Raw genomic sequence first — 17,737 nt, 5'->3', positions numbered from 1 at the left:
TCAGCTGCCGGCGACCGCCCAGGCCGCGAGGGCGGCGACCAGCGTGCGATGGCCCGAGGCCTCGAAGGCTTGCGCGTCGTGGCCGAGCACATCGACCGCGATGCGCCCGCCGCCGTACTCCCGCACCCACGCCGCGGCCTCCTTCGCGCCGTCGCCCTCGTGCCACGCCACGACGGTGCGCTGCCCGAGCCGCTGCAGCGCGCAGTAGCGCTCGTCGTGGGTGTGGAAGGTGGTCGGCACCTCGGCGGGCACGGCATCCGGCTCGACCTGGACCGTCATCTCGCCCGCCTCCGGGTGGAACGACAGCTCGGGCAGCCAGATCGCGCCGAGCGCCGGCGCCCACTCCGGGTAGTCACGCAGCGATGAGACCGCCGAGTGCACGGCAAGGACGCCGATGCCGCGCTCGAGCGCCGCGGCGAATCCGGCCACGGACGACGGCGGAGCACCCCGCGTCAGGCTGGTGCCGCTGCGCCACGGGTCGCCCGCGCAGACCGCGACGAGGTCGTATCCGTCGAGGTTCGCCATGCCCTGGTCGACGTCGTCCGAGACGGCGACATCCCAGTCGCGGTGGCGAAGGATGTCGGCGACCTGCGCCCCGACCTCAGCGAAGGGGTGCCACGGATCGGCGTACCGACCCGATCCGGTCAGGACGAGTGCTCGATGTGCCATGGCGGTGTCCCCCTCGCTTGTGTGCTCCCCACCGTAGGGCGACCACCGGAGACGTCGCAGACGGGTTGAGATTGGACGCCGCCTGTGACAGCGACGTGGTCACGCGGCGGTGAGCTCCCCGGGCCGGAGTCCGAGCATCGCCTCGACGGCGGTCGACATGAGGCGGATGCGCGCATCGGCGTCGTGCCACGAGACGAGAGCGTGCGCGTTGAGCCCGTCGATCATCCCGAGCACCTGGGCCGCGACGGCGGCGGGGTCGTCGACCCGGAACGATCCCGCGCGGACGCCGTCGCGGATGATGCCCTCGAGGAAGGCGGTCCAGGCATCCATCTGCGCGCGCACCCGCTCGGCGAGCGCTTCGTTCCGGCGACCGAGCGCCCACGACTGCACCCACACGAGGGTGACGTCGGAACGGGTGCCGTCGAGGAGCGTGCGCAGCAGCTCGCGGACGAGGGCGACGGCATCGGGACTGCCCGCCCGCAGGTGCTCGAGGTCGCACAGCTCCGCCGCGACGATCGTCTCGAAGGCGGCGGCGACGACGTCGTCCATGCTCGGGGCGTGGTGCGCGACGAGCGCTGGCCCGACGCCGACGGCCGTCGCGACGGCGCGCAGAGTCACCGCGCTCAGGCCGTGCTCGCGGGCGATCCGCTCGGCGGCGGCGGCGATCTGCGCGCGACGCTGCTCTCCGCTCAGTCTCGCTCGCCCCGCAGAATCCTTTGACGCCATGCCCGCCAGTCTGTACGCTTCCCAGAAATTGATCAACTGATCAACTAGTCCGGGAGGACCGCGATGGCCTGGAGGATGCCGGCCGAGACCGCGCCGCACGATCGCACGTGGATGGCGTTCCCGCGCGTCGGGTTCACCCTCGGAGACACCGATGCCGACCGGGCCGACGGATACGCCGCCTGGACGGCCGTCGCCCGGGCCGTCGCCGAGTTCGAGCAGGTCTCGATGCTCGTCGATCCGACCGAGACCGCGCGGGCGCGCGACCTGCTGGGCAGCGGGATCGAGCAGCACGAGACGCCGGTCGACGAGTTCTGGATGCGCGATCACGGGCCCACCTTCGTCGTCGACGACGAGCGGCCGGGCATGCTCGGTGCGGTCGACTGGATCTTCAACGGGTGGGGCGCTCCCGACTGGGCTGACTGGCGCCTCTCGGCCGAACACGCGCGCATCATCGCCGCCCACGTCGGAGCAGAGCTGGTCAGCTCGATGCTCGTCAACGAGGGCGGCGGCATCCACGTCGACGGCGAGGGCACGGTGCTGCTGACCGAGACCGTCCAGCTCGATCCGCGCCGCAATCCCTTCGCCGACCGGGCGCGCGTCGAGGCCGAGATGCTGCGCACGATCGGCGCCGACACGGCCATCTGGCTGCCGCGCGGACTCACGCGCGACTACGACGAGTTCGGCACGAACGGCCACGTCGACATCGTCGCGACCTTCGCCGCGCCCGGACGGGTGCTCCTGCACGCGCAGCCCGACCCCGCGCACCCCGACCACGCCGTGATGCCCGAGATCCGCGCCGCCCTCGAGCCCGCGACGGATGCCGCGGGCCGGCACCTCGAGATCATCGACCTGCCCGGCCCCGCGCAGCTGCGCGACGCCGAGGGCTTCGTCGACTTCAGCTACGTCAACCACCTCGTCGTCAACGGCGGGGTCATCGCGTGCGGCTTCGGCGACCCCGCGGCCGACGACCGGGCCCGCGGCATCCTCGCCGACGCCTACCCCGGCCGCCGCGTCGTGACGGTCGACGCGCGCCCGCTCTTCGCCCGCGGCGGCGGCATCCACTGCATCACCCAGCAGCAGCCCGCCCTGCCCTCCCCCGCCGGACACGCACTTCGTGGCGACTCGACGGGAAGAGCAGCGGGGACAGAGCGGTGATCGAGGTCTACGAGGCCTCCATCGGCGAGCTGGGGGCGGCGCTCGCGAGCGGCGAGGCCACTGCGGTCGAGCTCGTCGAGGCCTACCTCGCCCGCATCGACGCCTACGACGGCCCCGATACCGCCACCGCACTGAACGCGATCGTGGTCCGAAACCCCGATGCCCTCGCCGAAGCCCGCGCGTCGGATGAGCGTCGCGTGCGCGGTGAGAGCCGGGGGCCGCTCGACGGCATCCCCTACACCGCGAAGAACAGCTACCTCGTGCGCGGCCTGACCGCCGCTGCCGGAAGCCCCGCGTTCGCGGACCTCGTCGCGCGACGCGACGCCTTCACGATCGAGCGACTGCGGGATGCCGGCGCCATCTGCCTCGGGCTGACCAACATGCCGCCGATGGCCAACGGCGGCATGCAGCGCGGTCTCTACGGGCGGGCCGAGAGCCCGTACAACGCCGACTATCTGACCGCCCCGTTCGCATCGGGATCGTCGAACGGCTCGGGGACGGCCACCGCAGCGAGCTTCGCCGCGTTCGGGCTCGGCGAAGAGACGTGGTCGAGCGGGCGCGGCCCGGCCTCGCACAACGCCCTCTGCGCCTACACCCCGTCGCGCGGCGTGATCTCGGTGCGCGGCAACTGGCCACTGGTGCCGACGATGGATGTCGTCGTCCCCCACACCCGCACCATGGCCGATCTGCTCGCCGTGCTCGACGTCGTCGTCGCCGACGATCCCGACACGCGCGGCGACTTCTGGCGGATGCAGCCCTGGGTCGAGGTCCCGGCCGCCTCGACCGTCCACCCGCCGAGCTACCGCGACCTCGCGGTCACAGGCCCCGCCGACGCCCGCGCCGTCCTGGCCGGTCGGCGCATCGGCATCCCGCGCATGTACATCGACGCCGACCCGGATGCCGGCACCGCCGACTCCCCCGGCATCGGCGGGCCGACCGGGCAGCGCATCGAGACGCGACCGGGCGTGATCGCGCTCTGGCGGTCGCTCCGCGCCGATCTCGAGGCCGCCGGAGCCGAGGTCGTCGAGACCGACTTCCCCGTCGTGTCGCGCTACGAGAACGACCGGCCCGGCGCGGGGTCCATCGCGACGAACGGCCGCGTGAACCCTGAGTACCTGCGCCGCGAGATCGTCGACCTGTCGGCCTGGGCCTGGGACGACTTCCTCCGGGCCAACGGCGACCCCGCCTTCCCCGGTCTCGCGGACGTCGACGGAGCACGGATCTTCCCGCATCCCGACGGCGCCCTGCCCGAGCGCTACGACGGGTTCGACGACGACATCGCCGAGTACCCCGCCTGGGTCCGCGCACATCCGGGCGTCGCGCTCACCGACATCCCGCATCTCGAGGCCGGGCTTCGCGGCCTCGAAAAGACCCGGCGCGTCGACCTCGAGGAGTGGATGGATGCCGCGGGCCTCGACGCCGTCGTCTTCCCCGCCGTCGCCGATGTCGCTCCCGCAGACATGGACGTGAACCCCGCTTCGGCCGACATCGGGTGGCGCAACGGCACCTGGATCGCCAACGGTAACCTCGCCATCCGCCACCTCGGCATCCCGACCGTGACGGTACCGATGGGGCTCCTCCCCGGCATCGGGATGCCGGTCGGCCTGACGATCGCCGGACGCGCGTACGACGACAGTGCACTGCTCCGCCTCGGCGCCGCCGTCGAGGCACTCGCCCCTCGCCGGGTCGCGCCACCGCGCACCCCGCCGCTGACCTGACCAGACCCGACCCCGCCTCGGGCCCTGCCCCGCCCGAACTACCCTCGACGCAAGGAGGACCCATGACCGAGCGCTTCCCCGCCCGCATGCACGACGTCACCGATGAGACGCGCGCGATCGTCGATCTCGTGCTCGAGTACTCGCGCGGCCGGCTCCTCGCCGAAGACACGCCGCTCGACAAGCCCCTGCCGCCGACCGAACTGCGCCGCCTGGCCGGGCGCACCATCGACGCGGACGGCATCGGCGCCCGCAAGGCCATCGGCGTCTTCGAGCACATCCTCGCCCCGTCGTGCATCTCGACCGACGACCCCCGCTACCTCTCCTTCATCCCGAGCGCGCCGTCGAAGGCCGCCGCCGCGTTCGATCTCGTCGTCTCGGCGAGCGCGCTCTACGGCGGGTCGTGGCTCGAGGGCGCCGGAGCGGTGCACGCCGAGAACGAGGTGCTTCGCTGGCTCGCCGACGAGTTCGGGCTGCCCGCGAGCGCCGGTGGTGTCTTCGTGCAGGGCGGCACGCTTGGCAACCTTTCGGCGCTCGTTGCCGCTCGCGAGACCGCTCGCGCGCGCGGCATCCGTCCCGACCGCTGGCGCGTGGTGTGCAGCGCGGAGGCCCATTCGTCGATCGCGTCGGCCGCTCGGGTCATGGATGTCGAGGTCGTGGCGGTGCCCGTCGCGGATGACGGCGTGCTGCGCGGCGACGCGGTGCGGGCTGCGCTCGCGGAGCACGGCGAGAGCGTCTTCGCCGTCGTCGCGACCGCCGGGTCGACCAACTTCGGCATCGTCGACGACATCGCCTCGGTGTCGGCGGTCACGCGCGAGCACGGCGTCTGGCTGCACGTCGACGGGGCGTACGGTCTCGCGGCGATGCTCTCCCCGGTTGCGCGCCACCGCTTCGCCGGTGTCGAGAGCGCCGACTCGGTCATCGTCGACCCGCACAAGTGGCTGTTCGCGCCGTTCGACGCGTGCGCCCTGATCTACCGCGACCCGGAGCTTGGACGGCAGGCGCACACGCAGCACGCCGAGTACCTCGACACGCTGACCGAGACCTCCGACTGGAGCCCGTCGGACTACGCCGTGCACCTCACGCGCCGGCCGCGCGGCCTTCCGCTGTGGTTCTCGCTCGCGACCTACGGCACCGACGTGTACCGCGACGCCATCACCCGGTCGATCGAGCTCGCCGAGCGCATCGCCGCCGAGATCGAACGCCGCCCGGAGCTGACGCTGGTGCGCCGCCCGCAGCTCGGCGTCGTCGTCTTCGAGCGCGTCGGGTGGGAGCGGTCCGATTATGCGCGCTGGTCCTCGGATCTGCTCGAGCGTCAGCACGCGTTCGTCACCCCGAGCAGTCACGCCGGTCGGACGAACGCCCGCTTCGCGATCCTCAACCCGCGGACGACGTACGACGACCTCACCGGCATCCTCGACACGATGGCCTGATCGGCACGCGGGCGCTGACGGCCGCAGGGGCCAGCGTCAGCCGATGATGGAGATCCGCTGCTCGTCGCCCGCGGGCGACACCAGCACGATCTCGCCCGGGCGAGCGTCGTCCGAGACGCCCTCGACCGCGACCACGCTCAGCCGGGGCGCGTAGTCCATCGTGCAGACCTGGTCGGCGGCGGGCGTCGCCTCGGTGGCGCGCACCGCGTCGCCGTCGAGGGCGACGGTCTCGAACACGGGCGGGCAGCTCGACGAGCCCCAGGTCAGCAGAACGAGGCCCGCGTCGTCGAACCAGCCGGCGCTCGGCAGCATCTCGTCGTTCACCCCGCCCGTCGAGCCCTCGAGACCGGCGACCCCGTCGAGGTCGGCGTCGCCGGTGTAACCGCCGGACACGACGATGTCGACGTCCTGCGTGGGGTCGACGCCCGTCGGCAGCCCGACGTACGACGCGCGCGGCGCATAGTCGCGCGTGCAGGCCATCCCTTCGGGATCGCTCAGCTCGACCGTGACCGTCTGCCCCGAGGCTGTCACCTCGCCGACGACGGGCTGACACGAGGAGCTGCCGTAGGTCACGAGGCCGACAGCACGCCCGCCGTCGAGCCACGCCGCCTCGACGTCGGCGTCCTGCGACGGCGCCGCGGAGCCGGCATCCGATCCGCTGGAACCCGTGTTTCCGGACGCGGCCGCGCCGGGGGTCGTCGCGCAGCCGGCGAGCGCGAGCGCCGAGAGGAGCAGCAGTGCGGATGCCGCGGTCGTGCGTGTCGTCGTCATGGTCTCATCCTTCCGTCATCCCGAGAGTGTCGCGTCACCGCGCATCGTCTCAGAACCCGATCACTGCAGGGCGGAGGTCAAGCGAGCGAGGTTGTCGAGCACCGTCGACCTGAGCGGCTGCTTCATCCACTCCTCGAGCGTGAGCTCACGCGAGAGCGACCGGTACTGGTCTTCGACCTGGCGCAGCTGGGCGATGAACTCCTCACCGCGCACGAGCATCGAGATCTCGAGGTTCAGACCGAACGATCGCATGTCCATGTTGCTCGAGCCGATGATGGCGACATCGTCGTCGATCGTCAGGCTCTTCGTGTGCAGGATGTAGGGCTTGCGGTACATCCAGATCTTCACGCCCGCGCGCAGCAGCGCCTCGTAGTAGCTGCGCTGGGCGTGGTAGACCATCGCCTGATCGCCCTCTTCCGAGACGAAGAGCTCGACCTGCAGGCCACGTTGGCAGGCTGTCTGCACCGCCAACAGCAGCCCCTCGTCGGGCACGAAGTACGGGCTCACGATGATCACGCGCTTCTGAGCGGCGAAGAGGAGCGCGGTGAACAGCTTGAGGTTGTTCTGGAACTCGAACCCGGGTCCGGACGGGACGATCTGGCAGTCCAGGTCGCCCGGCCCGCTCTCGAGCTCGAACAGACCCACGTCCTCCGATGGCGCCGAGCCGGTCTCGCTGTACCAGTCGGAGAGGAACACCGCGTCGATGCTGGCGACCACGGGACCCTGCACCCGCACCATCAGGTCGACCCAGTGCAGGCCGCGCTTGATGTTCTTCTTCAGGTTGTAGGTCGAGTCGGTCATGTTCTGCGACCCGGTGAACGCCACGCGGCCGTCCACGACGATGAGCTTGCGGTGGTTGCGGAGATCGGGGCGCTGGTACTTCCCCCGCAGCGGCTGCACCGGGAGCATGTGGTGCCAGTCCGCGCCCATGGCCGTGAGGCGCTTGACCGTGGCGCGATAGTTCGGCTTGCCTCGGTTGGCCCAGTAGTCCAGGAGTACGCGCACAGTCACGCCGCGGGCTGCGACCTCCTCGAGCGCTGCGAAGAAGACGTCGGTCGTCTCGTCGGACTGGAGGATGTAGAACTCGACGTGCACGTATCGCTCGGCCGTGCGCACCTCTTCCGCCATCCGGCGGATGCTCTCCTCGTAGTCGGAGATGATCTCCGCGCCGTTGTCGCCCGCGAGCGGCATCGCGCCCAGATTGCGGTTGAGCGTGACGACCGAGGTGAACCACGCGGGGGCGTCGGGTCGGAGGGTGCCGAAGTCGAGCCCCTCGCTGGTCTCGCGGATGTACTGGTTGATCTCGCGCTGCATCCGGCGCCGCTTCCGCGGCAGGCGCGGGTTGCCGATCAGGAGGAACAGCAGCACACCGACGAATGGGATGAAGTAGATCGCGAGCAGCCAGGCCATGGCCGCCGTGGGCCGCCGGTTGCGCGGGACGACGATCACCGCGGTGATGCGGATGATGAGGTCGGCGATGAACACCAGGACGAGCCACCAACCGGGGAACTCGAACGCGGTGAACTCGATCGTCACGCCGCCCCTCCGATCTCCTCGGAATCAGCGTATCGGGCGCGACCGCTCATCCCACGGGTTCAGGGGGTCGAGCTGTCGGGCGCCGGAGCGGCGAGCCCACGGGCCGCACGCTCTTCCGCCTCGATCTTCGCGTACGCCCGGCGCTCGGTGCGATCCATGCGCAGGATGCCGCGGAGGACGAAGACGAAGAGCACCGAGACCACGAGGGTCGGCAGCAGCGACCAGATGACCGCGCTCACGTATTCGTCCATGCCCCTATCGTACGGGTCCCCGCTGATGAAAGGCCCAGTCCGGCAGGTGACCGATCTGCGCGAACGACAGCAGGATCTCGGCAAGCCCGTGATCGGGATCGATCTCGAGGGCGCGCTCGGCGTACGACGCGGCATGCGACGATCGCCCCAGCGCCCAGGCGAGCCACGCGCACAGCGCGAGCGGTCCGGGCCGCAATCGGCGCGGAGCCAGCGCGGCGACCTCGCGCACGACTGCGAGCGCGGCGAGCAGGCGCTCGGGATCGGGCCGGTCGCCGTCGCCCCACATGATCCGGCCGAGCCGCTCGGGATACTCCTCGCCCTCCTCCCACCGCCGCTGCGCATCGAGGGCATCGTCGCCGCGGCCGGCATCGGTCGCCCACTGCACGAGGGCCACGTCGCGCAGCGAGGGACGCGAGAGGCACCACACCAGCAGCGCCACGACGAAGGGCTCGAGCTCGGCGGGATCGCCGTCGAGGACCCGTTCGAACAGTCGCGGCGGGTCGTCGAGTTCGCAAGCCGCCTCGAGCGCGGCGGGGTCGACGCCGCTCCCACCCTCTGCCCCCGTGCCTCGCGCCCGCCGCCGGCCGCCGCCCACCCGCGGGATGCCGCACAGCACCGCGAGGGCCGTCTCGAGCGAGCGGAGCGCGCCGCCCACCACGCGGCGCTCTGCGGCGCTGCGCCGCGGCAGCTCGGCGCCCGACGTGTGATCGCGATCGATCGCCGGCCCCGGGCCCGGATCGTCGTCGCGCGCGGCGGCCCGTTCGATCTCGCTGAGCGGCCTCCCGCCCGCCGGGCACGACGCGTCGAGATGCGACCCCCAGCCGTCCTCGGCGACGCTGAGCAGATCGACGACCCGCACGCCGCAGACGTCGGCCGCCCGGCTGACCGCCGCCAGGACGGCAACCGCCGGCAGCCCGTCAGCCGCGGACTCCGGAGCGTACGCGATCGCCGTCAGGGCATCGGCATCCGGAATGCGACACACCATTCCCACGATGGTCGCGGCGGCGCTGTCGAGGTCACCGAGCGCGCCGGTCGGCAGGTCGACGCGCATCGCCCCGAGGCTCCGTGACCCCGCGAAGGGCACCACGACAAGGCTGCGGCTCGGAGCGAATCCGAGCAGACGAGGAACGAGAGAGAGGAAGTGCGCGGCATCCGCGGCGCGAACAGTCGTGGTCATGCACACCAGGCTGGCGCCGGGCCGAGTGGTGCAGAGCCCGGCCGGGGCAGGATGTGGAAACCCGGACGGCCCCCTGGCCCTCGCAGGAACCGCCGGTTACTTGACGAGCGGGAAGAGGATCGTCTCGCGGATGCCGAGGCCCGTGATCGCCATCAGCAGGCGGTCGATGCCCATGCCCATGCCACCGGTGGGCGGCATGCCGTGCTCGAGGGCGCGCAGGAACTCCTCGTCGACGCGCATCGCCTCGTCGTCGCCGCGCGCGCCGAGCTTGGCCTGCTCGACGAAACGCTCGCGCTGGATGACGGGGTCGACGAGCTCGGAGTAGCCGGTCGCCAGCTCGAAGCCGCGGACGTAGAGGTCCCACTTCTCCACGACGCCCGCGATCGAGCGGTGCTCGCGGACGAGCGGCGACGTGTCGACCGGGAAGTCCATGACGAAGGTGGGGCGCTCGAGCCCGCCCTTGACGAAGTGCTCCCAGAGCTCTTCGACGAGCTTGCCGTGCGTCGCGACCTTCTCGGGTACGACGACACCCACCTCCGCGGCGAGGGCCTGGAGCTCCTCGAGCGAGGTGGCGGGCGTGATGTCGCGTCCCGCGGCGGCCGAGAGCGAGTCGTACATCGAGATGCGGTCCCAGTCGCCGCCGAGATCGAACTCGGTGCCGTCGGCCCACGTGACGGTCGTCGATCCCGCGACGGCGATCGCCGCGTTCTGGATGAGCTCCTGCGTCAGATCGGCGATGCCGTTGTAGTCGCTGTACGCCTGGTAGGCCTCGAGCATCGCGAACTCGGGGCTGTGGGTCGAGTCGGCACCCTCGTTGCGGAAGTTCCGGTTGATCTCGAACACGCGGTCGATCCCGCCCACGACGGCGCGCTTGAGGAACAGCTCGGGCGCGATGCGCAGGAACAGCTCGGTGTCGAAGGCGTTCGAGTGCGTGATGAACGGGCGCGCGGCGGCACCACCGTGCTGCACCTGCAGCATCGGGGTCTCGACCTCGAGGAAGCCGTGCTCGTCGAACGTGCGACGGAGCGAAGCGTTGACCTTGGCGCGGGCGACGACCGTCTCGCGTGCGGTATCGCGCACGATGAGGTCGAGGAAGCGCGAGCGCACGCGGCTCTCCTCGCTCAGCTCGGAGTGGAGGTTCGGCAGCGGCAGCAGCGCCTTCGACGCGATCTGCCAGGCGGACACCATGATCGACAGCTCACCGCGGCGGCTGGAGATGACCTGGCCCGTGACCGAGACGTGGTCGCCCAGATCGACGAGCTCCTTCCACGCCTGCAGCGACTCGTCGCCGACCTCGGCGAGCGAGACCATGGCCTGGATGCGGCTGCCGTCACCAGACTGCAGCGACGCGAAGCAGAGCTTGCCGGTGTTGCGGCTGAACACGACGCGCCCCGCGACCGAGGCGGTCACGCCGGTCTCGGCACCGGCCTCGAGGTCGGCGTAGCGCTCGCGCAGCGCCGGGATGGTGTCGGAGACGGCCACGGCGACGGGATAGGCGCCGCCCGCGGCATCCTCTCGCTCGCTCAGCAGCCGCTCGCGCTTGGCGAGGCGCACGGCCTTCTGTTCGATGACGTCGTCGGCGTCGTCGACGGGGGGCACGGGCGCGTCGCTCATGGCAGAAGAACTCCTCGGGATTCGACGTGCCAGTCTACCGAGCGTGCCGCGGGCGCTTGACGATACAGCCGTCGGACCGCTGGTGCTAGTGTCGCCTCGGCGGCGTCGCGGCACTACTCCAGCACCGCCGATCCGACGAGTGTGCACCTACCGGCCACCCGACGACCCCGAGCCGGGCCGCTAAGCGACGGCGCCGCGGGCGACGCGCAGGCCGATGTCGTCGTGAGCGCTGTCGGGGCGCGCCCCGCGGCGCGTTCCCGCCCGCACGGACGTCGCGGCATCGGCGAACCCGCCGCCCCGGAACACCCGGTCGCGCGACCCGGCGTCGGGGGCGAAGAGGTCCCAGCACCACTCCGAGACGTTGCCGAGCATGTCGAAGAGGCCGAAGAGGTTCGGATGCCGCCCGCCCACGTTCTGCGGCGACGAGAGGTTGTCAGCGGCGGTCCAGGCGATCTCGGCGAGCGGGCCGTAGTGCGCGGCACGCGAGCCCGCACGGCAGGCGTACTCCCACTCGCGCTCGGTCGGCAGCCGATACCCGTCGGAGTCGTCGTACCAACGCACCTCGTCGCCGTCGACCGCGTAGGCGGGGTCGAGCCCCTCCCATTCCGACAGCGCGTTGCAGAACCGCACGGCTCTCAGCCACGACAGCTGCACCGCCGGACGCCGCGGGTGCGCGGCGGTCACCCCGAGCACCTCGCCGAGTTGCTCCTCGGTGACGGGATACACCCCGATCTCGAAGGACTCGACCCGCGGGCCCTGGCCCGCGCCCGCGACGGGCAGCTCTCCGGCCGGGATGCGGGCCAGCTCGACGTCGCTCACAGCAGTTCGTCGTCGGGGGTCGCGCCGCGGCCCGCCTCGGTCAGCGCCCGCTCGACGGTCGAGTGCACAAGGGTCGAGAGGAAGCGACCCGGGGCCGGCACTCCGGCGTCCTCGAGCAACGCGGCCGACTGCTGCACGATCGAGGCGGCGAACTGCGTCGCGGTCGCGATCGCCTCGCCGTAGGCCGGACGGTCGGCGTCGGCGACGACGACGGGCTCGCAGCCCAGCTCGACGGCGAGCGCCTGCCCGATCGGCAGGACGGCGGCCGGCGCGGTCACCGCGGCGTAGGCGCCCGTGAGCTGGCGGAGGTCGAGGGTCGACCCGGTGAACGCGATCGCCGGGTGCACGGCGAGCGGGATGGCTCCTCGTGCGGCGGCCGGCGCCAGCACATCGAGCCCGTGCCCGGGGTCGGTGTGCAGCACGAGCTGCCCGACCTGCCAGGCGCCGAGCTCGGCGAGACCGCTGACCAGCGGGCCGAGCTCGTCGTGCGGCACCGCGATCACGACCAGTTCGCTGCGACGCACGACCTCGTCGGCGTCGAGCACCGGCACCCCCGGGATGACCGCGTCGACCCGTTCCCGATCGGATCCCGCGGTGACGCCGGTCAGCGCGTGGCCGGCGCCCGCGAGCGCCGCGCCGATGACGGGTCCGACCCGGCCTGCGCCGATGATGCCGACGCCCAGGCGCGAGCTCGCGGTCATCGTTCGCTCTCCGGCGAGGTCTCCCCCGCGGGAGGCACATACGGCGGGGGCGGCACGGCGCCCGGCGGGAGCTCGGTCACGCTCGGCGGGGGCGGCACCGGGCTCGGGCCCGCGTTCGGGCTCGGCACGGGAACGGGCGCCGCCGGCACGGGAGGCACCGACTCAGCGACATCCGCCACCTCGGCCCAGCGGTGCGAGCGGTCGGATGCCGCGGCCGAGACGGCTACGTGGGCCACCCGCTCGAACGCTGCGATCACGTCGTCGCGGTCGATGCCCGCGACCGCGGTGAGCACCGGGCCCGAGACGGTATGAGCGCGCAGCGTCGCGACGCGCAGCGCGCGCGACACCGGCCCCTGGTGCAGCGCGACGGACTGCAGCCGGGCGAGCGGCAGCACCGCGAGCATGCGCCAGATCAGCCCGCGCCGCAGCATCAGCAGGTCACCCTCGATCGCGAGGCCGTTCCGCCGCCACGACAGCGGGCGCACGATGCGTGCCCGCCGCGGTGTCGTGACGTATCCCCCGGCGGACGAGCCGCCGAGCACACCGTTCCGGACGATCGCCGCGCGCTCCTCCTCGCTGACCGATGGCAGGATGAGGCCGAGCACCCGCTCGACGTCGGCGAGCGTGCCGACGGGAAGGACCGTGGTGAACTGATCGGTCGTCGTGTCGGAAGCGCTCCGGCCGGTCATGCGGTTGATCCGAACCGTCCACCACCCGAATCCGCGCCAGAGGATGGACTGCGTGATCTCTACGGCATGGATGCGTCCGGGAGGCAGGATCTCCGACACGGTCGTGAGCAGGCCGAACGTCACGCGCACGCCGTCGCGCGTCGGCGCGATCGAGTAGCGCAACGACTTCACGATCGTGCGCACCCAGTACGCGCCGAAACCGAGCAGCGCCGGGAAGTAGGCGAAGAGCACCCAGTACACGCCCTGCGACAGGGCGATCGCGAGCGCGGTAGCGCCCGCCAAAATCACGACGGTGCCCCAGCTGGCGAGCTGCGACCCGATGAGCCGCCCGGGTGGAATCCGGACGACCGACTCGGGCTCGGCGGCATCCGCGTCGTCGCCCTCGATGAGACCGGTGATGCCCCGGGCGACGGTGTCGGCGACGGCGACGCGCGACCCGCCGGCCGCGGCCTCGGCGGCTCGCTGTTCGGCCAGACGCTGCCCCGAGGCCAGCCTCAGGATGTCGGCGCGGATCGTCTCGGCATTACCGGTGGAGAGGTATTCGAGCTTGACGTTCGCGTCGGCACCCGCACCCACGATCTCGAGCTTCGCCGCGCCCAGAAGCCGCGCGACGGCGGGGCGGGTGAGGTTGACGCCCTGCACCCGGTCGAGCGGTGCGCGACGATGCGTGCGCGAGAGGATGCCGCTGCGCACCTCGACGTCGTCGTCGGTGATGCGGAAGGTGTGGAAGCGCCACGACAGGTAGAACGCGCCGATGATGAGCGCGAGCACGCCGACGGTGACGAGCAGGGCGATCTGGAGGAGGTTGTTCGCCAGCACCCACCCGATCGGGTCGCCGGCGGCCTCGTACTCCTCCCACTCGTCAATGGGGGCGTCGGGAGCGAACGCCGGCACGAAGATGCTGATGAGCCGGTCGCGCATGTTCGCGACCACGATGCCGAGCACCACGAGCAGCGCCAGCCCGCCGCGCAGCAGCGGCGTCAGCGGATGCAGCCGGTGCCACTCACCGTCGCTCAGGGGTGAGCGGACGAGCTCGGCCGGCGGAGCGGAGACGGTCGCGTCGGCCGGGGGCGGGGTCGGTACGGGGTCGGTCACAGCCCGGTCCGCCGCGATTCAGCCACCGACATCAGGTGGTCGCGCAGCGCCTCGGCAGCCTGCTGCGTGAGGCCCGGGATCACGACGCCCGTCGCTGCCGCGGCCGTGACGAACTTCAGCTGCGCGATGCCGAACCCGCGGTCCATCGGCCCGTGCGTGATGTCGACGAGCTGCATGCGGCCGTACGGCACGGCGACCATGCGCTGCCACAGGATCCCGCGGCGGAAGACCAGGTCGTCTTCGCGCAGCTGGTATCCGATCGAGCGCACCTGGCGCGGCAGGATCGCCATGCCCGCCAGGGTCAGCACGATGAGGATGATGCCGGGGATCAGCAGCCAGGGCAGATCGAAGACCAGAAGCGCCACGAGCAGCGCGGCGACGATGATCGCCAGGATGAACCCGTTGCTGATCAGCTGCACGGTGAGGTATTTGCGCGAGATCTGGTGCCAGACGCCCTGCTCGAGGGCGAGACGCCCGGCTCCGCGGGGCTCGCGGATGCGGTCGTACGTGCCGGCGTCGAGGGTGGCGTCGATCGCGCCGGACTCCGCAGCGTCAGTGGTGGGAGGGAGTGGCGTCGGGCTCGGGTGGTCCGGGCTGGTCGTCATCGTCGTCCTTCCGAATGGTGCAGAGCTGTTCTGCGATCACACCGGCCGCCACGAGCACGACGGCTCCGACGATCGCGGCGACGACCGCTCCCGTCGAGCCTACTGACGGCGGGACCGGCCGTGTGAGAAGGAAGAGCAGGAGGCCGACGCCGATACCGCCCACGAGCGCTCCGACGATGCTCGACGCCTTCGCCAGCATCGCGACGCGCACGGCGCGGAACGGGTCGACCCGCGGAGCCTGACCCCGCGTCGCCCGACGGATCGGCAGCGCGAGGGCGATGACCGAGACCGCCAGCAGCACGAAAAGCACCGGGAGCATGACCGACGGGGTGAAGGTCGCGCGCCCCGCCCCCGTGAGCACCTGATCGATGACGAACCCCGCGGCGATGCCGAGCACCGCCGACACGATGAGGGTCGCGGGAGACGTTCGTCTCACGGCGTGCTCCCGGGCAGCGCGGCCAGCAGCGCGTCGACGCGCCCGCGTCCGGGGAGCACGGCGTCGGGGTCGACCGCGAGCCACGGCCGGAGCACGAAGTCGCGCTCGTGCGCACGCGGATGCGGCAGGACAAGCGTCGGGGTCTCGCAGACGACGTCGCCGTGCGCGATGAGGTCGAGATCGAGCGTGCGATCCTGCCACCGGGCCTGGTCGGCCGAGCGCGGGGCCCGGCCGTGACGCTCCTCGATCGCGTGCAGGTAACCGAGCAGCACGCTGGGCGCCAGCCGCGTGTCGACGAGGGCGACCGTGTTGAGATAGGCCGGGGCCGCGGCATCCGGTCCGTCGAGGGTCAGCGCGACCGTCTCGATCGGGTCGGCCGACCGCGCGACCCGGGTGAGCGGCAGCCCGTCGAGATCAGCGATCGCTCGCGCGACCGTGTCGGCCCGGTCACCGAGGTTCGCGCCGATCGCGACGACGGCTCGACGCGCGGGCGCGCTGTCGGCCGGGCGGGGCTCGGGCGATTCTTGGGCGAGGCGGCGGCTCATCGGTTCTCCCGTCGTCGGGTGAGGGTCACGCTGACATCGCCGAAGGGCACCGCGATGGGCGCCTGCGGCTTGTGCACGGTCACGGCAACGGCATCCACGCGATCGAAAGCGAGGGCCGCGCGGGCGATACGGTCGGCGACCGTCTCGATGAGGTCCGCGGGCTCGCCCGCCAAGATCGCGGCGACCTGCTCGGCCAGCTCTCCGTAGTGGACGGTGTCGGCGACGTCGTCGCTCGCGGCGGCGTCGGCCAGCGACAGGTCGAGCTCGACGTCGGCGATGAACTCCTGGCCCTCGCGTCGTTCGTGCTCGTAGACGCCGTGATACCCGACGGCCCGGATGCCGCGCACCGTGATGCGGTCGCTCATGAGGCCTCCCGCCATCGCCCACGCACGGCCAGCGCGTCGCGGGTCGTCGCGACATCGTGCACGCGCACTCCCCACGCTCCCGCGTCGGCAGCCAGCACGCTCGTGACGGCGGTCGCGAGATCGCGCCGGGCGAGGTCGAACCGGCCGGCGTCGGCGATGTCTGCGCCGGGGGCTTCTGCGTCGCGGGGGTCTCCGATGGCCTCGCGCAGGAAGCCCTTGCGGCTCGTGCCGACGAGCACGCGCTTGCCGAGCCCGACGATGCGTTCGAGGTGGTGCAGCACGGTCCAGTTCTGGTCGCCGCGCTTGCCGAAGCCGATGCCCGGGTCGAGGACGATGCGCGAAGGAGCGATGCCGGCCGCCGTCGCCGCGCTGACGCGATCCTGGAGTTCGGCGACCACTTCTGCGACGACGTCCTCGTAGCGGGCGGTGGCGTACATGTCCGTCGAATGCCCGCGCCAGTGCCCGATGACGACCTCCGCGTCGGATGCCGCGACCGCCGCGAACATGTCGGGATCGGCCAGGCCGCCCGAGACGTCGTTCACCATGCGGGCCCCCGCGGCGACGGCGGCCGCCGCGGTGCCGGCGTTCATCGTGTCGACGCTCACCATGATGCCGCACGCCGCGAGCGCCTCGATCACCGGGACGACCCGCCCGCGCTCGACGGCGGGGTCGACGCGCTCGGCCCCCGGCCGGGTCGACTCGCCGCCGACGTCGACGATGTGTGCGCCGGCGCGGCGCAGGGCCTCGGCGTGACCGATCGCGACGTCGAGGTCGAGGTACCGCCCACCGTCGCTGAACGAATCGGGCGTGACGTTGAGGATGCCCATGATCGCCGTCATGCCGCACCACCCGAGATCAGGGCGATGAGCTCGGCCCGCTCGGCCGGCCCGGTGTAGACGCCGCGCGCAGCGACCGTCACGGTCGAGGCATCCGTCTGGCGTCCGCCGCGCATCGTGACGCACTCGTGAGCAGCATCCAGGACGACCAGCACGCCGCGCGCGTCGAGCGCACCCGCGATCGTGTCGGCGATCTGCTCACCGAGGCGTTCCTGCACCTGCGGGCGCGCCGCCAGGGTGTCGACCACACGGGGCAGCGCGCCGAGCCCGACGACCTGCTCGCCCGGCAGGTAAGCGATGTGAGCGTGGCCCGCGAAGGGCAGGAGGTGGTGCTCGCAGAACGAGCGGAACCGGATCCCGCGCACCATGACCGCGCCCGACGGCAGCGTGTCGGGCGCCGGGCCCCGCGCTATCGAGATCGTGTGCGCGAGGGGTTCGGCGGCGTCCGCGCCCACTCCCGAGAAGAACTCCGCGTACGCGTCGGCGACCCGCTGCGGGGTCTGCTTCAGCCCGGGACGGTCGGGGTCCTCCCCGATCGCCTCGAGCAGGTCGCGCACGAGGGCGGCGACGCGTTCGCGATCGACGGCCACGCCCCGAGC

Annotated in this window: 19 protein-coding genes; 3 read left to right on the top strand and 16 right to left on the bottom strand. The window is 72.0% G+C overall.

Annotated elements, in window-relative coordinates:
• Together P6897_RS01830 and P6897_RS01825 are read right to left on the bottom strand one after the other, a co-directional pair.
• Entirely contained in the window at window positions 1-669 is a 669-nt protein-coding gene (locus P6897_RS01830) for a ThuA domain-containing protein (protein WP_112616041.1), read from the bottom strand.
• A 99-nt stretch (window positions 670-768) separates the two neighbouring features.
• Window positions 769-1,395 (bottom strand): TetR/AcrR family transcriptional regulator, encoded by a 627-nt coding sequence (locus P6897_RS01825; protein ID WP_274178206.1) that lies wholly within the window; start codon window positions 1,393-1,395, stop codon window positions 769-771.
• Window positions 1,396-1,458: 63 nt separating this feature from the next.
• Here P6897_RS01825 and P6897_RS01820 point away from each other — a divergent pair, with 63 nt between their 5' ends.
• From P6897_RS01820 to P6897_RS01810, 3 genes are all read left to right on the top strand, one after another.
• Window positions 1,459-2,550 (top strand): agmatine deiminase family protein, encoded by a 1,092-nt coding sequence (locus P6897_RS01820; RefSeq protein ID WP_282501925.1) that lies wholly within the window; start codon window positions 1,459-1,461, stop codon window positions 2,548-2,550.
• Window positions 2,547-4,268, top strand: a complete 1,722-nt coding sequence (locus tag P6897_RS01815; protein WP_282501924.1) for an amidase — start codon at window positions 2,547-2,549, stop codon at window positions 4,266-4,268. The genes P6897_RS01820 and P6897_RS01815 overlap by 4 nt, the downstream gene beginning before the upstream one ends.
• A 62-nt stretch (window positions 4,269-4,330) precedes the next feature.
• Entirely contained in the window at window positions 4,331-5,698 is a 1,368-nt protein-coding gene (locus tag P6897_RS01810; RefSeq protein ID WP_282501923.1) for an aminotransferase class V-fold PLP-dependent enzyme, read from the top strand.
• Between the two features lie 36 nt (window positions 5,699-5,734).
• Here the strand turns inward: P6897_RS01810 and P6897_RS01805 are convergent, their stop codons facing one another.
• From P6897_RS01805 to folE, 14 genes are all read right to left on the bottom strand, one after another.
• The gene (locus P6897_RS01805; protein WP_282501922.1) at window positions 5,735-6,469 is read right to left on the bottom strand and encodes a hypothetical protein; all 735 of its coding nucleotides are present in this window, start codon (window positions 6,467-6,469) and stop codon (window positions 5,735-5,737) included.
• A 60-nt stretch (window positions 6,470-6,529) separates the two neighbouring features.
• Window positions 6,530-7,999 carry a cardiolipin synthase gene (gene cls, locus P6897_RS01800; protein ID WP_258524646.1) on the bottom strand — a complete coding sequence of 490 codons (1,470 nt, stop codon included), beginning with the start codon at window positions 7,997-7,999 and terminating at the stop codon, window positions 6,530-6,532.
• Between the two features lie 65 nt (window positions 8,000-8,064).
• Window positions 8,065-8,256, bottom strand: a complete 192-nt coding sequence (locus P6897_RS01795) for a hypothetical protein (protein WP_112615987.1) — start codon at window positions 8,254-8,256, stop codon at window positions 8,065-8,067.
• Window positions 8,257-8,260: 4 nt separating this feature from the next.
• A complete protein-coding gene (locus P6897_RS01790; RefSeq protein ID WP_282501921.1) occupies window positions 8,261-9,433 on the bottom strand; it encodes a DUF4192 family protein in 1,173 nt (390 codons plus the stop codon).
• A 96-nt stretch (window positions 9,434-9,529) separates the two neighbouring features.
• A complete protein-coding gene (gene lysS, locus P6897_RS01785; protein ID WP_282501920.1) occupies window positions 9,530-11,047 on the bottom strand; it encodes a lysine--tRNA ligase in 1,518 nt (505 codons plus the stop codon).
• A 180-nt stretch (window positions 11,048-11,227) separates the two neighbouring features.
• Complete coding sequence (locus tag P6897_RS01780) at window positions 11,228-11,866, bottom strand: SUMF1/EgtB/PvdO family nonheme iron enzyme (protein WP_282501919.1); 639 nt, start codon at window positions 11,864-11,866, stop codon at window positions 11,228-11,230.
• The gene (locus P6897_RS01775) at window positions 11,863-12,567 is read right to left on the bottom strand and encodes a DUF2520 domain-containing protein (protein WP_282501918.1); all 705 of its coding nucleotides are present in this window, start codon (window positions 12,565-12,567) and stop codon (window positions 11,863-11,865) included. The genes P6897_RS01780 and P6897_RS01775 overlap by 4 nt, the downstream gene beginning before the upstream one ends.
• On the bottom strand, window positions 12,564-14,351 hold the full coding sequence (locus P6897_RS01770) for a PH domain-containing protein (protein WP_282501917.1): 1,788 nt from the start codon (window positions 14,349-14,351) through the stop codon (window positions 12,564-12,566). Before P6897_RS01770 ends, P6897_RS01775 begins: the two co-directional genes overlap by 4 nt.
• The gene (locus tag P6897_RS01765) at window positions 14,348-14,956 is read right to left on the bottom strand and encodes a PH domain-containing protein (RefSeq protein WP_274178197.1); all 609 of its coding nucleotides are present in this window, start codon (window positions 14,954-14,956) and stop codon (window positions 14,348-14,350) included. Before P6897_RS01765 ends, P6897_RS01770 begins: the two co-directional genes overlap by 4 nt.
• On the bottom strand, window positions 14,904-15,392 hold the full coding sequence (locus P6897_RS01760) for a DUF3180 domain-containing protein (protein WP_112615975.1): 489 nt from the start codon (window positions 15,390-15,392) through the stop codon (window positions 14,904-14,906). Before P6897_RS01760 ends, P6897_RS01765 begins: the two co-directional genes overlap by 53 nt.
• Entirely contained in the window at window positions 15,389-15,937 is a 549-nt protein-coding gene (folK, locus tag P6897_RS01755) for a 2-amino-4-hydroxy-6-hydroxymethyldihydropteridine diphosphokinase (protein WP_282501916.1), read from the bottom strand. Before folK ends, P6897_RS01760 begins: the two co-directional genes overlap by 4 nt.
• Window positions 15,934-16,302, bottom strand: coding sequence for a dihydroneopterin aldolase (gene folB / locus P6897_RS01750; protein WP_114589233.1), 369 nt, complete (start codon window positions 16,300-16,302; stop codon window positions 15,934-15,936). The genes folK and folB overlap by 4 nt, the downstream gene beginning before the upstream one ends.
• Window positions 16,299-17,141, bottom strand: coding sequence for a dihydropteroate synthase (gene folP, locus P6897_RS01745; RefSeq protein WP_282501915.1), 843 nt, complete (start codon window positions 17,139-17,141; stop codon window positions 16,299-16,301). The genes folB and folP overlap by 4 nt, the downstream gene beginning before the upstream one ends.
• Window positions 17,138-17,728, bottom strand: a complete 591-nt coding sequence (gene folE / locus P6897_RS01740; RefSeq protein ID WP_282501914.1) for a GTP cyclohydrolase I — start codon at window positions 17,726-17,728, stop codon at window positions 17,138-17,140. The genes folP and folE overlap by 4 nt, the downstream gene beginning before the upstream one ends.
• Window positions 17,729-17,737 lie beyond the last annotated feature (9 nt).

Source organism: Microbacterium sp. BDGP8 (genome assembly GCF_029991045.1).
In the GTDB taxonomy this organism is placed as follows: Bacteria; Actinomycetota; Actinomycetes; order Actinomycetales; family Microbacteriaceae; genus Microbacterium; species Microbacterium plantarum.
Note: the sequence above shows the minus strand (reverse complement) of the source record. Positions and strands in the feature narration are given on the sequence as shown.

What these genes read in the sequence shown, in the direction of transcription:
- P6897_RS01830 (WP_112616041.1), bottom strand. Translation starts at nt 669, where the DNA reads ATGGCACATCGAGCACTCGTCCTGACCGGATCGGGTCGGTACGCCGAT.
- P6897_RS01825 (WP_274178206.1), bottom strand. Translation starts at nt 1,395, where the DNA reads ATGGCGTCAAAGGATTCTGCGGGGCGAGCGAGACTGAGCGGAGAGCAG.
- P6897_RS01820 (WP_282501925.1), top strand. Translation starts at nt 1,459, where the DNA reads ATGGCCTGGAGGATGCCGGCCGAGACCGCGCCGCACGATCGCACGTGG.
- P6897_RS01810 (WP_282501923.1), top strand. Translation starts at nt 4,331, where the DNA reads ATGACCGAGCGCTTCCCCGCCCGCATGCACGACGTCACCGATGAGACG.
- P6897_RS01805 (WP_282501922.1), bottom strand. Translation starts at nt 6,469, where the DNA reads ATGACGACGACACGCACGACCGCGGCATCCGCACTGCTGCTCCTCTCG.
- P6897_RS01795 (WP_112615987.1), bottom strand. Translation starts at nt 8,256, where the DNA reads ATGGACGAATACGTGAGCGCGGTCATCTGGTCGCTGCTGCCGACCCTC.
- P6897_RS01790 (WP_282501921.1), bottom strand. Translation starts at nt 9,433, where the DNA reads ATGACCACGACTGTTCGCGCCGCGGATGCCGCGCACTTCCTCTCTCTC.
- lysS (WP_282501920.1), bottom strand. Translation starts at nt 11,047, where the DNA reads ATGAGCGACGCGCCCGTGCCCCCCGTCGACGACGCCGACGACGTCATC.
- P6897_RS01775 (WP_282501918.1), bottom strand. Translation starts at nt 12,567, where the DNA reads ATGACCGCGAGCTCGCGCCTGGGCGTCGGCATCATCGGCGCAGGCCGG.
- P6897_RS01765 (WP_274178197.1), bottom strand. Translation starts at nt 14,956, where the DNA reads ATGACGACCAGCCCGGACCACCCGAGCCCGACGCCACTCCCTCCCACC.
- folK (WP_282501916.1), bottom strand. Translation starts at nt 15,937, where the DNA reads ATGAGCCGCCGCCTCGCCCAAGAATCGCCCGAGCCCCGCCCGGCCGAC.
- folB (WP_114589233.1), bottom strand. Translation starts at nt 16,302, where the DNA reads ATGAGCGACCGCATCACGGTGCGCGGCATCCGGGCCGTCGGGTATCAC.
- folP (WP_282501915.1), bottom strand. Translation starts at nt 17,141, where the DNA reads ATGACGGCGATCATGGGCATCCTCAACGTCACGCCCGATTCGTTCAGC.